The sequence below is a fragment of the Galbibacter marinus genome, assembly GCF_000300875.1.
GTDB lineage: Bacteria > Bacteroidota > Bacteroidia > Flavobacteriales > Flavobacteriaceae > Galbibacter > Galbibacter marinus.
The window spans coordinates 25,608-44,264 of the sequence record NZ_AMSG01000023.1; the positions used below are offsets into that span (position 1 = coordinate 25,608).

The 18,657-nt window shown below is 38.8% G+C and carries 13 protein-coding genes; 3 read left to right on the forward strand and 10 right to left on the reverse strand.

What is annotated here, in order from left to right; all coding sequences use genetic code 11:
• The first annotated feature begins 5 nt into the window (after positions 1–5).
• The 3 genes from I215_RS12825 to I215_RS16680 all read left to right on the forward strand — a co-directional run bounded on the left by I215_RS12825 (position 6) and on the right by I215_RS16680 (position 1,249).
• Positions 6–362, forward strand: coding sequence for a HipA domain-containing protein (locus I215_RS12825; RefSeq protein ID WP_262486296.1), 357 nt, complete (start codon positions 6–8; stop codon positions 360–362).
• A gap of 331 nt (positions 363–693) precedes the next feature.
• Positions 694–1,107: a 3'-5' exonuclease gene (locus I215_RS12830; RefSeq protein WP_262486297.1), complete on the forward strand. Its 414-nt coding sequence runs from the start codon at positions 694–696 to the stop codon at positions 1,105–1,107.
• Between the two features lie 28 nt (positions 1,108–1,135).
• Positions 1,136–1,249 (forward strand): topoisomerase DNA-binding C4 zinc finger domain-containing protein, encoded by a 114-nt coding sequence (locus I215_RS16680; protein WP_394330799.1) that lies wholly within the window; start codon positions 1,136–1,138, stop codon positions 1,247–1,249.
• Between the two features lie 76 nt (positions 1,250–1,325).
• On the opposite strand, the gene I215_RS12835 is transcribed toward I215_RS16680, so the two are convergent.
• From I215_RS12835 to I215_RS12880, 10 genes are all read right to left on the reverse strand, one after another.
• Positions 1,326–2,357 carry a LacI family DNA-binding transcriptional regulator gene (locus I215_RS12835; protein ID WP_008992408.1) on the reverse strand — a complete coding sequence of 344 codons (1,032 nt, stop codon included), beginning with the start codon at positions 2,355–2,357 and terminating at the stop codon, positions 1,326–1,328.
• Positions 2,358–2,432: 75 nt separating this feature from the next.
• Positions 2,433–4,361 carry a family 43 glycosylhydrolase gene (locus I215_RS12840; RefSeq protein ID WP_008992409.1) on the reverse strand — a complete coding sequence of 643 codons (1,929 nt, stop codon included), beginning with the start codon at positions 4,359–4,361 and terminating at the stop codon, positions 2,433–2,435.
• A 5-nt stretch (positions 4,362–4,366) separates the two neighbouring features.
• Positions 4,367–6,976 carry an alpha-L-arabinofuranosidase C-terminal domain-containing protein gene (locus tag I215_RS12845; protein ID WP_008992410.1) on the reverse strand — a complete coding sequence of 870 codons (2,610 nt, stop codon included), beginning with the start codon at positions 6,974–6,976 and terminating at the stop codon, positions 4,367–4,369.
• Between the two features lie 12 nt (positions 6,977–6,988).
• Complete coding sequence (locus I215_RS12850) at positions 6,989–8,188, reverse strand: glycoside hydrolase family protein (RefSeq protein ID WP_008992411.1); 1,200 nt, start codon at positions 8,186–8,188, stop codon at positions 6,989–6,991.
• A gap of 16 nt (positions 8,189–8,204) precedes the next feature.
• Complete coding sequence (locus tag I215_RS12855) at positions 8,205–9,491, reverse strand: BNR repeat-containing protein (protein ID WP_008992412.1); 1,287 nt, start codon at positions 9,489–9,491, stop codon at positions 8,205–8,207.
• The gene (locus tag I215_RS12860; protein ID WP_008992413.1) at positions 9,484–11,490 is read right to left on the reverse strand and encodes a DUF2264 domain-containing protein; all 2,007 of its coding nucleotides are present in this window, start codon (positions 11,488–11,490) and stop codon (positions 9,484–9,486) included. Before I215_RS12860 ends, I215_RS12855 begins: the two co-directional genes overlap by 8 nt.
• A gap of 26 nt (positions 11,491–11,516) precedes the next feature.
• The gene (locus I215_RS12865) at positions 11,517–13,124 is read right to left on the reverse strand and encodes a RagB/SusD family nutrient uptake outer membrane protein (protein ID WP_008992414.1); all 1,608 of its coding nucleotides are present in this window, start codon (positions 13,122–13,124) and stop codon (positions 11,517–11,519) included.
• A 33-nt stretch (positions 13,125–13,157) separates the two neighbouring features.
• Positions 13,158–16,139, reverse strand: coding sequence for a SusC/RagA family TonB-linked outer membrane protein (locus I215_RS12870; protein WP_156800278.1), 2,982 nt, complete (start codon positions 16,137–16,139; stop codon positions 13,158–13,160).
• Positions 16,140–16,604: 465 nt separating this feature from the next.
• A complete protein-coding gene (locus tag I215_RS12875; RefSeq protein ID WP_040460424.1) occupies positions 16,605–17,096 on the reverse strand; it encodes a VOC family protein in 492 nt (163 codons plus the stop codon).
• Positions 17,097–17,380: 284 nt separating this feature from the next.
• Positions 17,381–18,349 (reverse strand): helix-turn-helix transcriptional regulator, encoded by a 969-nt coding sequence (locus tag I215_RS12880; protein WP_008992417.1) that lies wholly within the window; start codon positions 18,347–18,349, stop codon positions 17,381–17,383.
• Positions 18,350–18,657: the final 308 nt, after the last annotated feature.

The following is an 18,657-nucleotide window of genomic DNA, read 5'->3' on the forward strand; positions in this document are numbered from 1 at the left end:
AACTTATCCAAACAGGCAATAACGATATGCACCTGAAAAACTTTTCGTTGATGCATACCGATAAAGGTGTTTTGTTTTCACCAACTTATGATTTGTTGAATGTAAACCTCATTTACCCAGACGATAAAGAGGATTTAGCTTTGACTTTAGGTGGAGGAAAACGAAAGATAAAACGCTCCGATTTTGACCAATTTGCCAGTAGCTTAGAACTTTCGGAGATTGTTCGAGATAACATCTATAAGGGTTTTTCCAAACAACTGAACAAAGTTCACAGTTTGATTGAAAGCAGTTTTTTAACTGATGTATATAAAGAAAGGTATATTCAGATTTATGAGAGTAAATTGAAGCAAATAGGAATTTAGTTTTTTTTAATTTAAGCCTATCAAATTGATTTTAATTTATTAGAATAATTAAGTTTTTTTGAAGTGCTTTTTTAGTTTTCATATGTGTTTTATTTTCATTTTAGTTATTATACTTACTCAACCCGATTAAATTCGTGAATTATAAAAAAAACGAGCTTGAAAATACTTTTATAAACCAAATTAAATATCTTGTTGATAAATATGGGAAGAAATCCATTTTGGTACTTGGTAGGCATAATTTTGACATCAGTGAGCTTATTAAACTATCGGTAGAATAAAATATAATGAGCGTACAGGCCAAATACTTATCACAAATTATGAGGAAATCTCAATTAAGTTTCTTACCGTACACAAGTCAAATGGCACAGAGGCTGATAATGTAATTATTTTGAACCTAAGTAATGAATTATTAGGCTTTCCAAACAAAGTGACCGATGACCCCATCTTATCTTTATTATTAAGTGAAGATGAAGAGTATAGATTTGCCGAAGAAAGGAGATTGTTTTATGTAGCTTTAATTCGAACAAAAAATGAAGCTATATTGCTCATTCCATCTGAAGCCTCTTTATTTGTTAAAGAGTTACTCCGTGATTATGGTTACTTGTTTACCACAAAAGAAGGCCAGCAAAAAACAACGAACTGCCTTTACTGTAAAACTGGAAAGGTAATAATAAGAAAAAATAGCGTAAGTGGTAAGCAATTCTTAGGCCGCTCCCATTATCCCTTTTGCAATCAAAACTTATAATAATATTGAGATCTTAAATAATCAATACATCTGCCCAGATTGTAAAAGTGGTTACATGACTAAAAGAAAAGGTAGATTTCGAATTTTCTTAGGTTGCACCAACTACCCAAGATGCAAAAACACTATTAACCTGGATAATTAAGCCTTGTTACAGAACTGACCCGTAAAAGATTTTAAATCAGAACGTAGCCGCACGAGATATTTGAGTCCTTAAAAGATTATTTCTTTTTAGAAGAATTCCGAATATGTAAAACTGGAGGCAGAACGATCTTATCAGAAAATGGCTGCTGATCACTTTGTTTTATACCATTTAGGAATAACTGAGCTGCTCTACGTCCCATTTCTAAAGGAGATTGATCTACAGAACTAATCGAAGGTCTAGTGTATTTAATAAAAGGTTCATTACCAAAACCCACCAGAGCAACTTGCTCTGGAATCCTTATACCCTTTTCTTCTAATTCCAAATAAGCACCAATAGCCGCAAAATCACTTGCAGAAAAAATAGCATCAAAAGCAATTCCTTCCTCTATCAAATTCTCAATAGCACCCCGACCATTTTCAATGACACTATCGGTATGAATCACATATTTTTCAAAATCAAGATTGATACCATGATCTTTTAGGGCCGCACTATAACCCAAGAACCTATTCTCATAAATATCAAACTTTCTATCCCCAGCAAAATGAACAATGTTTTTACACCCTTGATCAATCAGGTGAGAAGTAGCATCATACGCTCCTTTAAAATCATCGATAACCACCGAGCTAGCATCAATGACATCCACACATCTATCCACAAAAACAAGTGGCATATCATGCTCCAATACATGATTTAAATGAGCTCTACCTTCTTCCCTGCCAATGCTGGTAGAGAGAAAAACCCCATCGACTTGAGAATCCAACAAAGCATGAATATTTTCCTGCTCCGCTGCAGCATCCTGACCTGTTTGACAAATAATTACATGATACCCCAGGGGTTTTAATTCCTCCTCAATCCCTCGGATTACGGTAGAAAAAAAACTTCTATTGATAAAAGGAACAACAACACCCACCACCATACTATGACCAGATTTCAAGGCCAAGGCCAGCTTATTCTGCTTATAGTTCATCTGCTTCGCGGTCTCCACTATAAGCTTCTTGGTTTCAGCGTTCACCCGAGGGTTATCGTTCAAGGCTCTTGATACTGTGGAAGGACTTATTTTAAGCTTCCTTGAAATATCATAAATGGTTATGTGATTCTTTGACTTCATTACAACTGAGTTAGTATATAGGTGCTACAAGAATTAAAAATAAGAAAATCTTATCATAGCCATTACAAATTACCATTAATTGGAAGGAATAACCCGCTTAATTGTTCCATCTGCATTAAACTCCATTTCATCCATACACACCTCCCTGTGATACCCTCCTGCTCCATTTGCCATATCAACACCACCAGGCTTAAACATACGATGGTAAACAATATACCACTGATCGCTTCCTGGTTTTTGAAGCACCGAATTATGACCAGCACCGTAAATCTCTTTAGAATCCTCCCTCATAATTACAATGTTATCCTCAGGGATGGTCATCTCCCCCATAGGTGATTTAGAATAACCATATCGCACCTTGTAATTAGGGCTACGTGTATCATCCTCTGCCCAAAGAAAATAATACAATCCATCACGATAAAATACATAAATACCTTCCCTAAAGGTAGCATCAGGGGTCATTACCTTCAAAGTGTTTTTCTTTAAAGACACCATATCTTTTTGAAGCTCCGCAGCCGCTAAATAACCATTCCCCCAATACAGATAACTCTTACCCGATTTAGGATCTGTAAATACGTCTGGATCGATTTCTTGACCGCTGTTAATGCCCTTAGGTTTAAAGTCTATCAAAGGTTTTCCAGAGTCCACAAAAGGCCCTTTTGGATCATCCGCCACGGCAACTCCTATTTTCTTTGTACCCCCATCCATTCCACCGCTATAGTAATAGTAGTATTTATAAGAATTACGACCTTTCTTCTTTTCAATAATCGCAGGCGCCCAGGAATTACCATTAGCCCAAGAAACATCCTTTTTCAAATCAAGAATAACCTCTTCCTCCTTCCAATCTACAAGATCCGTAGAAGAAAACGTTTTAAAATAATAACCTCCCCAGCCATCAAACCCATCACTTGTTGGGTACAAATAATACTTTTGATCCTTCTCAGCATATAGAATTTCTGGGTCTGCATAAAATCCAGGAATGATAGGGTTGGAAGCCGTAGGCATTTGAAAACCTTCAGGAACACCCCATTTATCGGTTAGATTCTTTAATTCCCATCTAGTAATAGGTATCACGGTTCCATGCCTAGGATGAAAATCCATAGAGATTTCAGCATCTATATTTTCAAAAACATCGAGGTCCTTACTATGGCAAAACTGATAGCTACCATCCATATAAACATCGTATAACAACACATAGGTATCACTGTGATTTAATTTAAAAATACACGAACCCTCAACAGCTTCAGAAGTCTGCTGCTTATACCCTTGTTGTTCAACCCATTTACCTGAGGTCAACGAACTAGTTATTGCACGTTTAATACCATTACCATGACCTTCGGTTTTATAAAACAAATGATACAAACCATTCTTCTCTACAATATCCCCATCAATACAAGACTTTCCATTTTCAGGTAGAAACAGTGGCTTAGGCTCTCCAACAATATCGGTAAAATCCTCATTGGCATAGGCGTAATAAATAATATCCACCCCATCACCGTGTTTCATTGACCAATATATCATATACTTATCCACCTGGGCATCATAAATGGATTGTGGTGCCCATACTCTTTTTAAATCCTCCTGTCCACTATACTTCTTTTGGATGTTAACTACCGATGAGCTCCAGTTCACCAGATCCGTAGACTTTAAAAGCACCATGGCACGATTTGAATCCCATCCTTTGGAAGAGGTCATATCGGTCATTACCATATAAAAAGTCTTACCATCCTGAGCTCTTAAAATATGAGGATCGCGTACACCACCTGTGGAACTAATTTTCTTTGAATCCAAAACAGGCATGTTTTTATTCAAGGTTCTAAAATTATAACCATCCAAACTTATGGCGTAACAAAGGGCCTCATTCTCTACCTCATTGCCCTTAAAATAAGCAAATAAGTAGGCGTTAAAATCCTTTTCCTCGGGCCCCACCTTATAGGATTGTGCCCATACAAGGCTATTAAAGCTCAGTGCAGTTGCCACCAATAACAAACATAACTTTCTCATAATAATTATAACAATTTAATACGAATCACCTGTAGTGAATACGGTTTAAGGTTAAAAGATTTCGAATTATCTAAATCAACTTCACTCTTCTGGGGTGTAGCCGACTCATCATCTGGATGACCACTAAGAGTGTGCATAGATGCGCTCCGGGGAGCTAGGTTAAATTCATCTAAGTCTAGCTGGGTTTCTACAGCTACAGGAAGAAGATTAACCAACTTAATAATAAGCTCGTTAGAAGACTCATCCAGAACACTAGAGACAGCAACTCTTTTTTTCACATCCCCACTGTTATTAGACAACTTTAATTGGTGATCAAAATAAAGTGTTCCACCATGATTTCCGAAAAGCTTTTGGACATAATACCCAGGTGTTAAATGCACTTGACTATTATCGAAATAAATCAAATCTGGATTCCACTGAGTACTCCCTTCTTTAGCCAGTAAAGGAGCATAAGAACTCATCTCAACGATATCTCCATTACGCTCAATGCTGGTAAGGTATAGGGCCTCACTTAGAGCGGTTTCAATATTGTTCGGACGCCCAGGAAGGTGGGCTGCATATTCTCCGAGATAAACCTTGGATTTACTACGATCATAAGTGTCGTAAAAGTCCTGATTATGGATAAACCATCCAGGAGGCTGATAATAATGTTCATCTACCATTGGAATATCTAACTCATCCGCCAATCGCCATCCTTCCTCATAATCCGACCCACTGGAAAAAGGCCCTACGGTACCGATTACCGTAATTTCTGGATGCGCTTTTTGAATCGCGTTGTAAATCATGGTAAAGCGTTCTATGAAAACATCCGAAATCAAATCCTCATTCCCAATACCGATATACTTTAAATTAAAAGGTTTTGGATGACCTGCTTTTGCTCTAACACTCCCCCACTTTGAATCTGCTGGACCATTGGCCCACTCGATCAAGTCTAAAATATCTTGAATATAGGCATCCATTTCTTCCATAGGTAGTCCACACTGTTGCCCAGCTCCGCCAGTAGAAGAATTTTGGCAAGGAACCCCAGCGGCGATAATTGGAATAGGCGTGGCGTCGATATCTTCACAAAACTGAAAGTATTCAAAATAACCCAGACCTACCGATTGGTGATAACCCCATATATTACGCTGTGGAATACGAGCCTCTAGTGGCCCAACGGTGTGCTTCCAATTATATATATTCTCAAGTCCATCCCCATGAGCGACGCAGCCCCCAGGGAATCGTACAAACTTTGGATTAATATCCGCTATAACCTGAGCCAAATCTTGCCTTAAACCATTGGTTCTATTGTTAAACGTATTTCTAGGAAATAAAGAAATCATATCCAAAGCAATAGAAGAAGGTTTCTGAAGTTGGATCTCTAAAAATAGCTCATCTCCAGCTGATTTAGTTTTTATTACCGCTTTATGCTTTTTCCAAAACGTTCCCTTAACCCTAATTTGGGTAGTACCATAGGAGGTTCCCTGACGATCCTTTAGGCTAATCTGCAATACATTATCTCCTTCTATTTCCTTTACAAATAATGAAAGGTCATATTTCTCTCCACCTTTCACTGATATACCATCATAACCAAGATTACGCACTAGGGCGCCCGAGTTCTTTGGCTGAAGGACCAAATAATGCTTGTTGTTTTTATGAATAGGCTGAGTACTATCGATTTTGTGATCAGTTAGAACCTCCCAAGCCGTTAAAGCATTCCAATTAGGATCATTGTTCTTCCTCTCTAAAGGATGGTATTCAAAATCACGGTTTTGTATAAGTTCCCCATAGATCCCACCGTCTGCGGCATAATTGATATCCTCATAAAAAACACCGATAAGCTGATCGCTAATTTGTTTTTTTCGCTCAGCTAAAACCTTCACTTTAGCCGTAAGAGTCTCAAGATTCGCAAAGCGCTGAGGATCTTGGTCAGTAGTCTCGCGGTACAATGATGATCTATAAGCCGCTAAATCTCTGCTATTAATTAACTTTTCGATTACATCCCAGGAAACCTCATGGATGGTTCCATTTTCAGGGGTACCATCGATCTCAACGGTGACCCTAGTATCAGTTGTGGCTATAGGTATCACGGATGAATAAGAAGAAAAATCCGAGGTCTTTACAGCGAAACTTTCAGCCTTTTCTCCTCTAGCATTTTTCCAACTAACTATAAACTCTCCTCCTTGCCTATTAATTTGTGGCATTAGAATTGGACCATCGGTATTAATTGGAGGATAGGATTGCGGTTTCCAATGAATCAAATCTTTGGAAGAAGCATACGCAAAGGTTGCATCGTGATCATTCACCCCCCATACCGCATGCCAAGTGCCATCTGTATGGTGATATAAAAAAGGATTATTCATCCGCTTTTCTGCCCCCCAAGTTCCATAATCACTATATACAAAAGTGTGCTGTGGCCCTATGGCATGCCAGTTTAGTTTATCCGTACTCCAGGCTATATACAACCCATGTCGATCCTTACTTCCATCAAGTGTATAGGCAAAAAGATATGCTTTGCCAGGATCATATATGCCAAAGGATTTTAAAGGTAAGGCAAGACAAAAAAGTAATAAGGCTACTAAAAGTTTACAAAAGTAATTCGTCTTACAATAAGGTAAGTCGTCAGTTATTCTCATTGGTAATTAGATTTATTTATTTGAATTCAAATCTATATAGCGAACCATGGCCTCCACCAGGTAATAATCCCCATAACTCAGTGGGGTATCAATTTCTGTTTTATTAGGCATATTTCCAACTCCATGCTTTAAAATAAACCCTCCGTTTGTTCCCTTCTCTGCGATATAAACAGGTGATAAAAGAGTTTCAAGCATAGCCTCTGCTTGATTGAAATAATCCCCATCAGTATAGGTGGAGAGCTCCAACAGTGCTGAGGCAATTATAGCACCAGCAGAAGAATCCCGTAGGGCATCTGGAATATCAGGAGCATTAAAATCCCAGTAAGGAACTTTGTCATTAGGAAGGTTCGGGTGGTTTAAAATAAAGTCTGCTATACCCTTGGCAAAATCCAAGTATTTCTGATCCTTGGTTTGCCTGTACATAACCACATAACCGTACAAACCCCATGCTTGCCCGCGTGCCCAAGATGACTCATCGGCATAGCCTTGGTTGGTAATTTGTAGCTTCACCTGGCCTGTGTTCTCATCATAGGTCACTTGGTGATACGAACTATAATCATCTCTGTAGTGATGCTCCATTGTGGTATTGGCATGATTTATAGCGATCTCAGAAAAACGGGAATCACCACTGTGTTCTGAGGCCCAAAACAACAACTCCAAATTCATCATATTATCAATGATAACCACTAGGTCATCTTCTCCACCTTTATTCCAGGGCGCACTATCCCATGAGCGTATTGCTTGTGCATTTTGGTTATATCGTGACGCCAGTGATGTAGCACTGTTGAGTAAAATACGCTCATAGGCTGGATTCGGCTTTAAGCGATTAGCGTGACCGTAACTACAAAACATCATAAATCCTAGATCATGGGTAGAGGTATTAAACTGTTCTTTTTCCAACTGCTTTAACGAGTTTTCGATCTCTGGCCAAAACATCTCACTTTCAAATACTTGGTCTAAATAAAGCATGGTACCTGCGTAAAAGCCACTACACCACCATCCCGAATCACTGGTCTCAAGCTCATCGTTAGCCTTATGGTATGTTTTAGGAAAACGATCATCTGGAAGTCGATTTGCCATATAGTTATACTGGTACACTGCGGTATCTAATACTTGATCAATTTTCTGATCTAAAGCGGACTGCTGGTTTTGGCATCCTATAAAAAACACCATTAAAAAAATTAACAGTAGCGTTGGATAAAAGTTTTTCATTGTCGATTATAATTATTTAGTTTGATACATCTACTTCAAGTACCACAATTTCTTGCGCAGGCATAGTGGTATCTAACCCCTCGCCATCAATTTGTGATACGTTTTGAGAAAAAATATGTAATTTTTTAGCGCGCCTCCATAGGTCCTTATCAAAATTTGGTTCCCACTCCCCAACGGAGGTTTTGGTAAGATCCTGTAGACGCCATTTCTTTTTATTTAAACCATAGCTAGCCAAGGTTATTTTACTTCCTCGTTGGCGATCACGAAAAAGCAAAAATAACTGATCACTATCCACTAGAATTTCTGGTCTTGATATGGGAATACTTTTGGTACCACCTCCTCCAAGTTCAAAATCTTCATCCCTAAAATCGGTGTCCAATAATTGCCACCGATGATCTTTATGATATACCACCTTATACTGCGTTAGGTCGTTTTCTCTCCAATAACTAGCAATAAATGGATTTCCATTAGAATCAGTAGTCATGGATGTCTGATTCATTAAATTACTGTTTTCCGGGATCCGCCAAGCATAAGGGGCTGTGTCTTTTTTAACAGGTAGCCTTAATACCTTTCCATTAATATCCTGCCATAGGTATCCACCATCCTTAGAGACCATATAAGCGATATCGTGATTGGTAGTCACATCCCAGGATTCTCTCCAAGTCCAAGATAAATGAATACCGTGCTTATCCACATGGGTTTGCCAATATGCCGAACGAATGCCCTGACCATCGATAAGATTATGGTGTAGTTGCTTCCACTGCTCAGTATTTGGATCATAACGATTTACTACCAGATTCCCCCTACCCGAAGCACCAGAGCGGTATAAAAACAATAAGGATCCATCTTCAAGGCTTTGAAACTCAGGATAGGTTACCTTGTTTTCTTGAATGCCTGTCATAGAAAGCTCCTTAGTGAGCTGAAGACTTAAAGGATGTTTACTTTTAGCATATCGCAAAGCTGTATCATGCATATCCCAGCTAAGATGAAGGTAGCCCTTTGCATCCACAGCCATACTGATGGAATTATGAGCATCTTTGACATTTCCACTATAAGGCGTAAGGGAAAGCTCCCACTTAGATTCTCCTAATTTGCGCTTCCCGAGTACCATCTGACCATGGGCATTGTAAAAGGCTGTAAACTGATGATCTTTAAAACTACATAGGGCTTGGTTTCTAAAAATTACGGTATTTACTGAGTTTTGACTCCATCCAAGACCCACCGCAGTTTGATCTACCTTTAAACCAGTGCAGGAGATACAAAAAAACAAACAACTTAAAATCCCAAGTAAACCCTTATTCATTAGTAATTCTTTTTACACAAATATTCTTAGCAAAATACGAACTCTCTTTAAGACCATCAGCCTTTCCTGCAGATCCTTCCATTTGAAGGTTTATAATAAGCCACATGGGTTTGTTGGAAAAGTTGGTATAATGTACTCCCTGTTGCACATTATCTATATAATAAGTGATTGAAGTATGGGTCTGGTCTAACCACTGCATACGAATCTTATACTGATGCCACGCTGTAGGAGCGTCCGTGATTTCTTTTTTAATGGTCGTGACATTTTCTGGAGTAATAAAGGTATTCTGCCAGTTATAGGCATCTCCTTTAAATTCCAAAATATCTGTCTCTGGCGGCCAGCCCTCCACTCCTGTCATCCAAAATGCTGGCCAAGTACCTGGTTTTATGGGTGCTTTGAATTCGCCTGAGATCTCATAGATCGGGAATTCTTCGGTTAGGGTAATGGGTGTTTTGGCATGAACAGCTCCAGAGCTATAGGCAATAGGCAAGTGCGGAACCAAACTACTTTTGCCAACATCTTTGGACAAAAGTTGCGCTTTTAATTCAAGTACGCTGTCTTTTAAAATAATATTAGATGAGTACATGCGAGCAGATCCATTATGATCCCTACCCCAAGGATAATAATTATCCCAATGCTTTTTAAAATTCTTACTGCTGTAAAAAGAGGAGGGTGCTATAAGGGTATCCCACGACTTTTGCTTTGGTTTAGATGGGTAAAAGGCCTTATCAATTGGAGCCTGTTTCCCGCTCCACATTTTTTTCTGTGTCCAATCCTTAGCTGGAGCAGCCCAAAATGGTGTTTGTTTTTCCAAACCTAGCACTAAAAAGGCCGTTGAAACTAGGTATAAGCTACCAGTTGAGATATAGGGTTCGGCGATCTCTTTTTGAGCCCCATAAAAACCAATAGTTAGCCAGCCATCTTTATCAAAGGTGCCTGGAGCCTCCATTTGTTTTTTAATAACCGCTTTTAAAGCAGCGCGCACCTGTGAAGGTTCTACCCCAGAGGGTAATTGTTGAAATAGTGCCACTTGAGATAACAACTGAAATGCACCAGCTCTATAGGCAAGTGATCGTCCAAGAGGAGGGAAACTACCATCAGAAGCGATCAAGCGCTCCTGAACCTCAGCATAACGTTTTGCCCTATCCAAGAACACATGCGCACGATCGATAAATTTACCCTTGTACCTCCAGTACTTAAGCTGGTCTTTCTTATCAGCCAACACTGCCAAAATATCTAGGATCATTGGCTGAATTACAAAACTGTTGTAATAATCCCAATGAAAATCAGGACCATCTCCATAAGTACCATCTCCTAAATACCACTCATCATGTTTAAACAGGGCATACTCTAATCGCATCATATCAGCCTTGCCTTCAAACTTTAATAAAGCTGCTTCGATCATCCCACTAAAAAGTAGCCAATTCATATAAGGAGGTGATATGCTTCTAGTGCTTTTAAAAGCCTTTAGTACATTTTGCTGGGTGGCTTCTGACAACCGATCCCAAAGCTGCGTAGGAGCCCGTATAAGTGCTTCTGCTAAAAAGGCAGCATCCACTAAGGGTTGACCACCATCGGTAAAATTCATATAATCCTTGGCCGATGGATTGGTTGCATTATCAATCCCCTTTAAAGCCAACTCAATATATTTTTCTCTAAGCTTACCTTCTTTGGAATCATCAGCACCAAGTTCCAGCCAAGGAGCTATTCCAGCAAGGGTTCTACCAAAGGCCTCTAAGTGAGTCACCTCTTCTCTACCCCCATAAGGATTTATGGCTTTCTCAACAGGCATAGTTGCCTTTAATTTATCTTGAGCTAAATTGCTAAGCACCGGATCAGCTATTTTTACTAACATCTGAATGTAATAATCCCTATCACTAAACCTCTGGCTTTTTTCTTGGGACCAACCAATACTTAGGTTAAGGACAGCAATAAGCAGCAGGGGTAAATAAGCCCCTGCAGACACTCTTACTGCCTTTAGATCAACTAATTTCTTCATACTTTTTGTTTTACTTATCGCAGAGCCTAATAGCCAGGATTCTGCTCAAGTTTATTCTCCTTATTTAATTGTATCTCCCGTAAAGGTATAGGAAATAATAAATGGGTATCGGTTAATCCTTGGATTTGCATACCCGCAGGAGCATCGCTGTTATGTTCTTTGGCTCTCTCCACTAATGTACCAGTCCGCATTAGGGTCATTCGTCTATTTTCTTCTGCTAAAAGCTCACGTACTCGCTCATCTAAGATAAATTCCATATCGATATCAGCACCTGTAACCTGGGGAGCATTTGCTCTTTTTCGAAGTGCATTGATAGATACGGCAGCCCCCGAGGTATTTCCTTGTAATAGCTGCGCTTCTGCTTTTAATAAATAGGTCTCCCCTAAACGCATTAAGATAAAATCCTTCCACATTCCGTAACCAAAGGTATCTCTTGGATCAAAATGTCCCCATTTTAGCGTATACGGATTAATGATAAACAAGGTATCAGGACCCGAATATGGTACTGGTTCTCCGTACTGTGCAAAGTCTGGATTGTTATAAGTAAATCGTCTTTTGATATTGTATTTGGAGTTTCTCATATCATCTTCCTGATACAGATCATAAAGCACCCAGTTATTAAGTCGAATTCTAGCAATTCCACGTCCTCCCAGCGAATCCGCGGGAAGCATTCCATTTCTATTGTGATAACCAGCACCCCACACCCGTCTTTGTTGTGGATCACCAGAGCTTCCTCCACGAACATCGCTGGGGTTTTCATTCTCCAATACCCAGATAGCTTCGGTATTCCCTTGAGATCTACGTTGGTTCCCTTTATAGAACATATCGGAAAAAGGATCTCCTGGTTGGTCTGCTTTGATGCCATAACGCTCTTCAACCAACTGGAACTTCCCGCTATCGATAATTAGGTCAGCCTGGGCTTCCGCTTTTTGTGGCTCTCCAATACGAAGGTAGAATTCAGCAAACAATTGATTGGCAGCATAGCGATTTACTCTGCCCTCTGCCGGGGCATTATCAATGGCAGGGAGATTTTGGGTAGCATACATAAGATCCTCTTCAATCAGTGCATTCACCTGGGAAAGTGGCGCTCTGGTGTAGTCTAATTTAGGCGCTGAGATAGGTTCCGTTACCAGTGGAACCCCACCGTAAAGCGTAGCTAGTAAGTTATAAGACCGCGCTCTAAAAAATCGCGCCTCCGCACTAACGGTTCGTAACTGGTTTTCACTCATATTCAGTGCTCCTCCGGTTGGGTTCTCAGCACTATAGATAATGCTGTTAGCATTTTCAATAATATTGTACGCCCTTCGCCAAGTTTGAAAAGCAGCATTGTCATCCGGGGTAAGCAGATCGTACTCATAATACGGAACTTCAATACCCTGAGGCTGTGTTGGCCAAACAATATCCGTCCCCACTTGCCAAACCCCTAGCCAACCTTGATCGCTACTTTGGGTGTAAAATGTACTGACTTGTTGATATAGACCAATAAGAGCTGATTCAAAACCAAGTTCATCATTTAAGGATTCAGGCGTATAGGAAGAATCAATTTCTTCCTCCAGAAAACTATCATCACAGGAGACCATAGTCATTCCACTAAGTCCCACAACGAGTGCCATTAATTTTATATATTTTTTCATCTTTTTATGTTTTAATTCTTTGGTTAGCTTTACTTATAGCGATAGATTCATTCCTAGTGAAATCGAACGAACCACTGGATAGTTATTTGTCCAGGAGCCAGAACCTCTATAGGACTGATTGCTCTCTGGATCCCATCCAATCCAATCGGTGAAGGTATAAAGATTCCTTCCCGCTACATAAAACATTAAATCAGAGATTCCATACTTTTGAGTAAAGTCACTTGGAACTCTATAGCTAAGACGTACATCTTTAATTCTAACAAAACTTGCATCCCTGGCGTACCCATACCCTCTTGTGTTACGATACCCGATAGAAGGCCACTGGTTACTCTGATTCTCTGGCGTCCAATACCCTACTTCTCTCGGGGTATTTCGTCTTCCAGCTTCATCTCCGTAATTAATATCTGGATTGCCTTTTAAAACGCCTTGAACGGTTTGTATAAAAACACTCATGCTAAGATTCTTATAGCTAAAAGTGTTGGTAATACCACCAGTCCAATCTGGAAGACTGGAGCCTAAATAGGTTCTGTCATTCTCAGGATCAATCACCCCATCACCGTTAATATCTGCGAACTTTATATCACCAGGCTGGGTCGTAGGATCCCACTGGGAATTATCCTCTCCCTGTTGCCAAATACCGACCATTTTATAATCGTAAATTGCATGAAGTGGTTTTCCGATAAACCAACGGTTGGCGATGTCATCCTCACCATCTCCATAAATTTCTAAAAGCTCATTGGTATAGGTAGAGAAATTAATTGAAGTTTCCCAAGTAAAGTTTTCACTCTGGATATTTTTTGTATTTAAGGTAAGTTCAAAACCAGTGTTTTGCATCTCCCCTAAATTATCCCATATACTTTCTGATCCTGTAATTACAGGAATACTTCTTTCTAAAAGAATGTCTCTGGTTTTACTTCTATACACCTCGATAGAACCAGCGATTCTGTTTCTTAAAAATCCAAAATCCAGTCCAAGGTTTAAGGAAGTAGTGGTTTCCCAGTTAAGATTGGCATTTCCAAGTCCGTTCAAATAAGTTCCAATTAAAGCAGAACCTCCAAAAGGATACAATATGGTACCTGCAGTAGTAGCGGTTTGTCCAACCCCCACTGCTTGGTTTCCTGTCTCCCCATAGGATAGGCGGAGTTTTAATTGATTAACCTTATCACTGCCATCTAAAAAGTTCTCATTGTGAATATTCCAGCCCAATGCCACACTTGGGAACACGCCATATTTACTGGTATTAGCTCCAAAGGCGGAATACCCATCACGGCGTGCGGTAAGAGTAAGTAAGTAACGGCTATCGTAGGAATAGTTTAGGCGTCCCATCTGAGAAAGCAAAGTAGATTGCCAACTTTGAGAAGAGGCTGTAATATTCTGAGCGGATTCTATATTGTTATACGAAAGCTCATCATTTATAAATCCAACTCCTCTGGTGGTGGATTCAAAAAACTCATTTTTCTGCGCACTGTAAAGGGCCGTTAAGTCAAAATGATGCTTTCCAAAATCTTTACTATAGGTCAGGATGTTTTCAATAATCCAATTGTTTTCTTTACTATCGTGGATATCTGCTGTACCATTTTGGTCATTGGCCGCTCTTCCTTTGTAGTTGGCATAGTGATATGGATTAGTAGTATAGGAAGCATTAATACGATATTTTAATCCTTCCACAAATCCAGGAGTAAGCTCTGCAAAGACAGTTCCAGACAGATTATTATCACGCTGAGTTCTATCGGTGGTAAGTCCTAAGAGCGGATTTTCCCATAATTGCTCTGGTGACATAGGAAAGATGAGATAATTTCCGTTTTCATCATAAGGAACAGAGTATGGACTCATAGCCGATGCGTTTAATAGATTAGCTCTACCTCCATCGGTATTGTTATTGGCAAAGAAGGCATTTAATCCCACTTTTAAATAATCTGTCACCTTCACATCAAGATTCGTACGAAGGTTCACCTTTTTAAAAGAATATCCCTTAATAACGCCATCTTGATCTAAAAAACTACCAGAAACAAAATACTTAGCTTCTTCACTTCCTCCTCTAATACTTAGGTTGTGTTCTTGAATACTACCTGCCTGGGTGGCGGCATCTATCCAGTCTGTGGTGATCCCTGCATTGTAATTATCAATTTCTGCTTGATTTAGTAAAACCCCCGTTTGTTCTAGGCCTCTTGCGCGCATATACTCCTGGTATTTTCTTACATAGGCATCAGGGCTACGAGGCTCTAGCACATGGGAAATACTCTCTAAACCAGTATATACGGAATAATTGATGCTTGGTTTTCCAGATACCCCGCGCTTGGTGGTAATTAGTATAACCCCATTAGATCCACGGGTACCGTAAATTGCTACTGCAGAGGCATCTTTTAATATCTCAATTGATTTAATGTCCCTGGTATTAATGTCATTCATAGATCCATAAAATGGTGTACCGTCGACAACAATAAATGGACTTGTATTGGCATTAATGGAGTTTACCCCACGAATCTGAATACCTCCTGTACTTCCAGGAACCGAAGATCCTTCTGTAATATTAAGTCCTGCAGTGGTTCCTTGAATGGCCTGAGTTACATTGGTAACAGGTAGGTTTTCCAAGCGTCCTTCGGGAACTGAGGAAACGGATCCTGTAACATCAGAACGTTTCTGGGTCCCATATCCTACCACGACCACCTCATCGAGTTGAGCGAGGTCTTCCTCCAAGGTTACATTAATGGTAGAACGACCATCGACCGCAATCGTTGTCGTTTTAAAACCAATATAAGAGAATTCTAAAATGGCGTTAGAAGGAGCCTCTAAAGAGAACGTTCCTTCGAAATCCGTGACTGCTCCATTGCTAGTCCCCTGGACAAGGATCGTCACTCCTGGAAGTGGCACGCCGTCACTGGAAGTCACGCTTCCAGTGATCGTCTGTTGAAAAGAGGCTTCGCCCTCTTTGGCAAACATACATGAAAAGCCGAACAAGGTCAGACAAACCAATAGAATGCCTGCACGAGAGCTCATAAAATTTGTTGTTTTCATAGTGTTACAGTTTGATTAGTGTAATTACAATCGATTGCCAAAACACCGTACAATCGATTGTATAATTATTAGTTTGTTATAAAGTTTCGTTGTAAATGTATATTATACAATTATTAATTACAAGAATAAAAGTTAATTTAACATTTATATTCTACCCTGTGTAAATTTAAAAATCACCATAGAAAAAGAATTGAACAAAGAATATTAGGTTTTCTGATAATGCTAGAAACAAGGTGTGGCTAACCATTTAATTCAAAGGATACTAAGACTCTATAATAACAAGGAAAGGAACTCAAAGATAATTCAAAATTAATAAAGAAGCTTCTCAACTGTAAGCCGAATAGGCTGACAAGTCAGGAGCTAATAACATAAAATAGTAGAATTGATAATCAAATCCTATTGCTTATGCTGCAGCTGTATGTTGTTCTTGTATGGATTGTGTTTTCTCCATAGTGATCAACAAATCTATGAGTCAAGTTCTCTTAGTAAACCATCCAGATCAAGTGGTTTGGTATACATGACAACACTACCATCCTGCTTGTACTCCCATTGCTCCTTAGGTCTATCCCAATACAATTCTACACCGTTACCATCTGGGTCATTGAGATATAATGCTTCAGAAACACCGTGATCGCTAGCTCCCGTGAGTGGGTAATATGCCTTTCGCAAGCGTTCAAAAATCACAGCAAGATCTTTTCGTGTTGGGTAAACGATAGCGGTATGGAACAAACCAACACTGTTTACCGCTGCGGGTGGTAAATCTTTACTATGCCATGTATTTAAACCAATATGATGGTGATAACCACCAGCGGATATAAATGCCGCCTGATCACCATACATTGTTGTTAATTCAAAACCCAGTAAATCTCGGTAAAAAGCCAACGACCTTTGTAGGTCAGCTACTTTTAGATGTACATGACCAATATGTGTTTGGGCAGGTAGTTTGTAGTTATCCATAGTATTATAATTGTAACGTTTAGTTAAACTTAAAGTTTCTCCCAGATCCAATTAGAAAGTTAGCTTTTGAATTTCAAAACAGTTTTTCTATAGACGTATTTTGGTTCTTTCTATAATAATTTAGTGAAGGTATTGATCATAAATACATTTTCTGCCTTATAAATATAATAATTTGAAATGCCAACTGGGGGTAGACAAACAATAATCTGTGGGCTAAAGAACCTATTATTGAATCCAATACTACATCTGATTAGCATTGTATTAAACAAATAATAGTTCAACCACTAGCTACCTTTAAACTTACTTGGGATTACACCGAACTTCTTTTTAAATGCAGTTGAAAAGTGCTGAGGGTTTTTATAACCAATATATTCAGAGACTTGAGAAATACTTAAGTTTTGATTGGTTAACATTTGTTTGGCTTTGTTCATCTTAATGTCATTAATGTATCCAAAAACAGTTGTTCCGACGAGCTCTTTAAATCCTTTCTTTAGAGTGAATTCATTAGTTCCAATTCGTTTTGCTAAGCCTGGGATGGTAATATGTTGGTTATAATTATTCAGGACATAGTGTTTCGCTTGTTGAATTTTCAAGGCATCATCATCAGAAAGTGAACACCCATCACCATTAAAACGACATTGTTTTAACTGTAATAAAAAGAGCTCTAAGGCTTTTGAATATAAAAATAATTTTCTAAAATGACCCTTCCATGGACAATTTATAATATCGTCTAAAATCATCTGAATAGGGAGACTGATCGCAAGATTCCTTTCTAACAAATAACCAGATTGCTGCTTTTCAAACAAGGTATTAAAAGATTCAAATATCTCGCTGGATGGCATAAAATTCTTAAAAAGCGCTGGTGTTAATTGAATACTGACAATTTGAGTTTTACCCGAACCAAATTCAATAATAGAACGCCCACAAGGACAATTGATTAGATTATGGGTATTATATTTAAAACATTGCCTTTCCCCTGGGCAAGATAATATAGCTTTCAAATCTCCATGGAGTACAAAGATCATTTCGATTGTTGCATCCACACACCCACTGATTAATTTCATCGCCTTATCACAGGTGATAACACTATGGCTTACTTTAAAGTCTTCATACATCCATTCGGTAAAACGGCCAGAAAAATTTGACTCTTTAAAGCAACTAATCAACTCCCTAGTGCAGTCATCCATACTTTCTGTATGATCTCCAAAATTAAATTTGGTCAGTTCGGAATTGCTTTTAAAAACTTCCAACATCTATTAAAACTTATATCTAATTGAGTACTTTCGAAAAAGACAACACCATTAATTCTAATTCAAAATTAGTTATTTTTATTAAATCTAAATAAATTAAGAAGAGTTAATTGTTTTTTTCTTTCGCATTACTTCGTCTGAATCAGTCTATTTAAAAACTAATTCCGTTTCGCGTAGATCTTTTTCCATTTTGCGTATAAAGCACCTTGGTCAATTAAGATATATTTGCGCTATTTATATCGATTCTTAATAACAAAGATACTAAGACACTCAAAGTCAATATGATTAAAACAGACATATTAATTATCGGA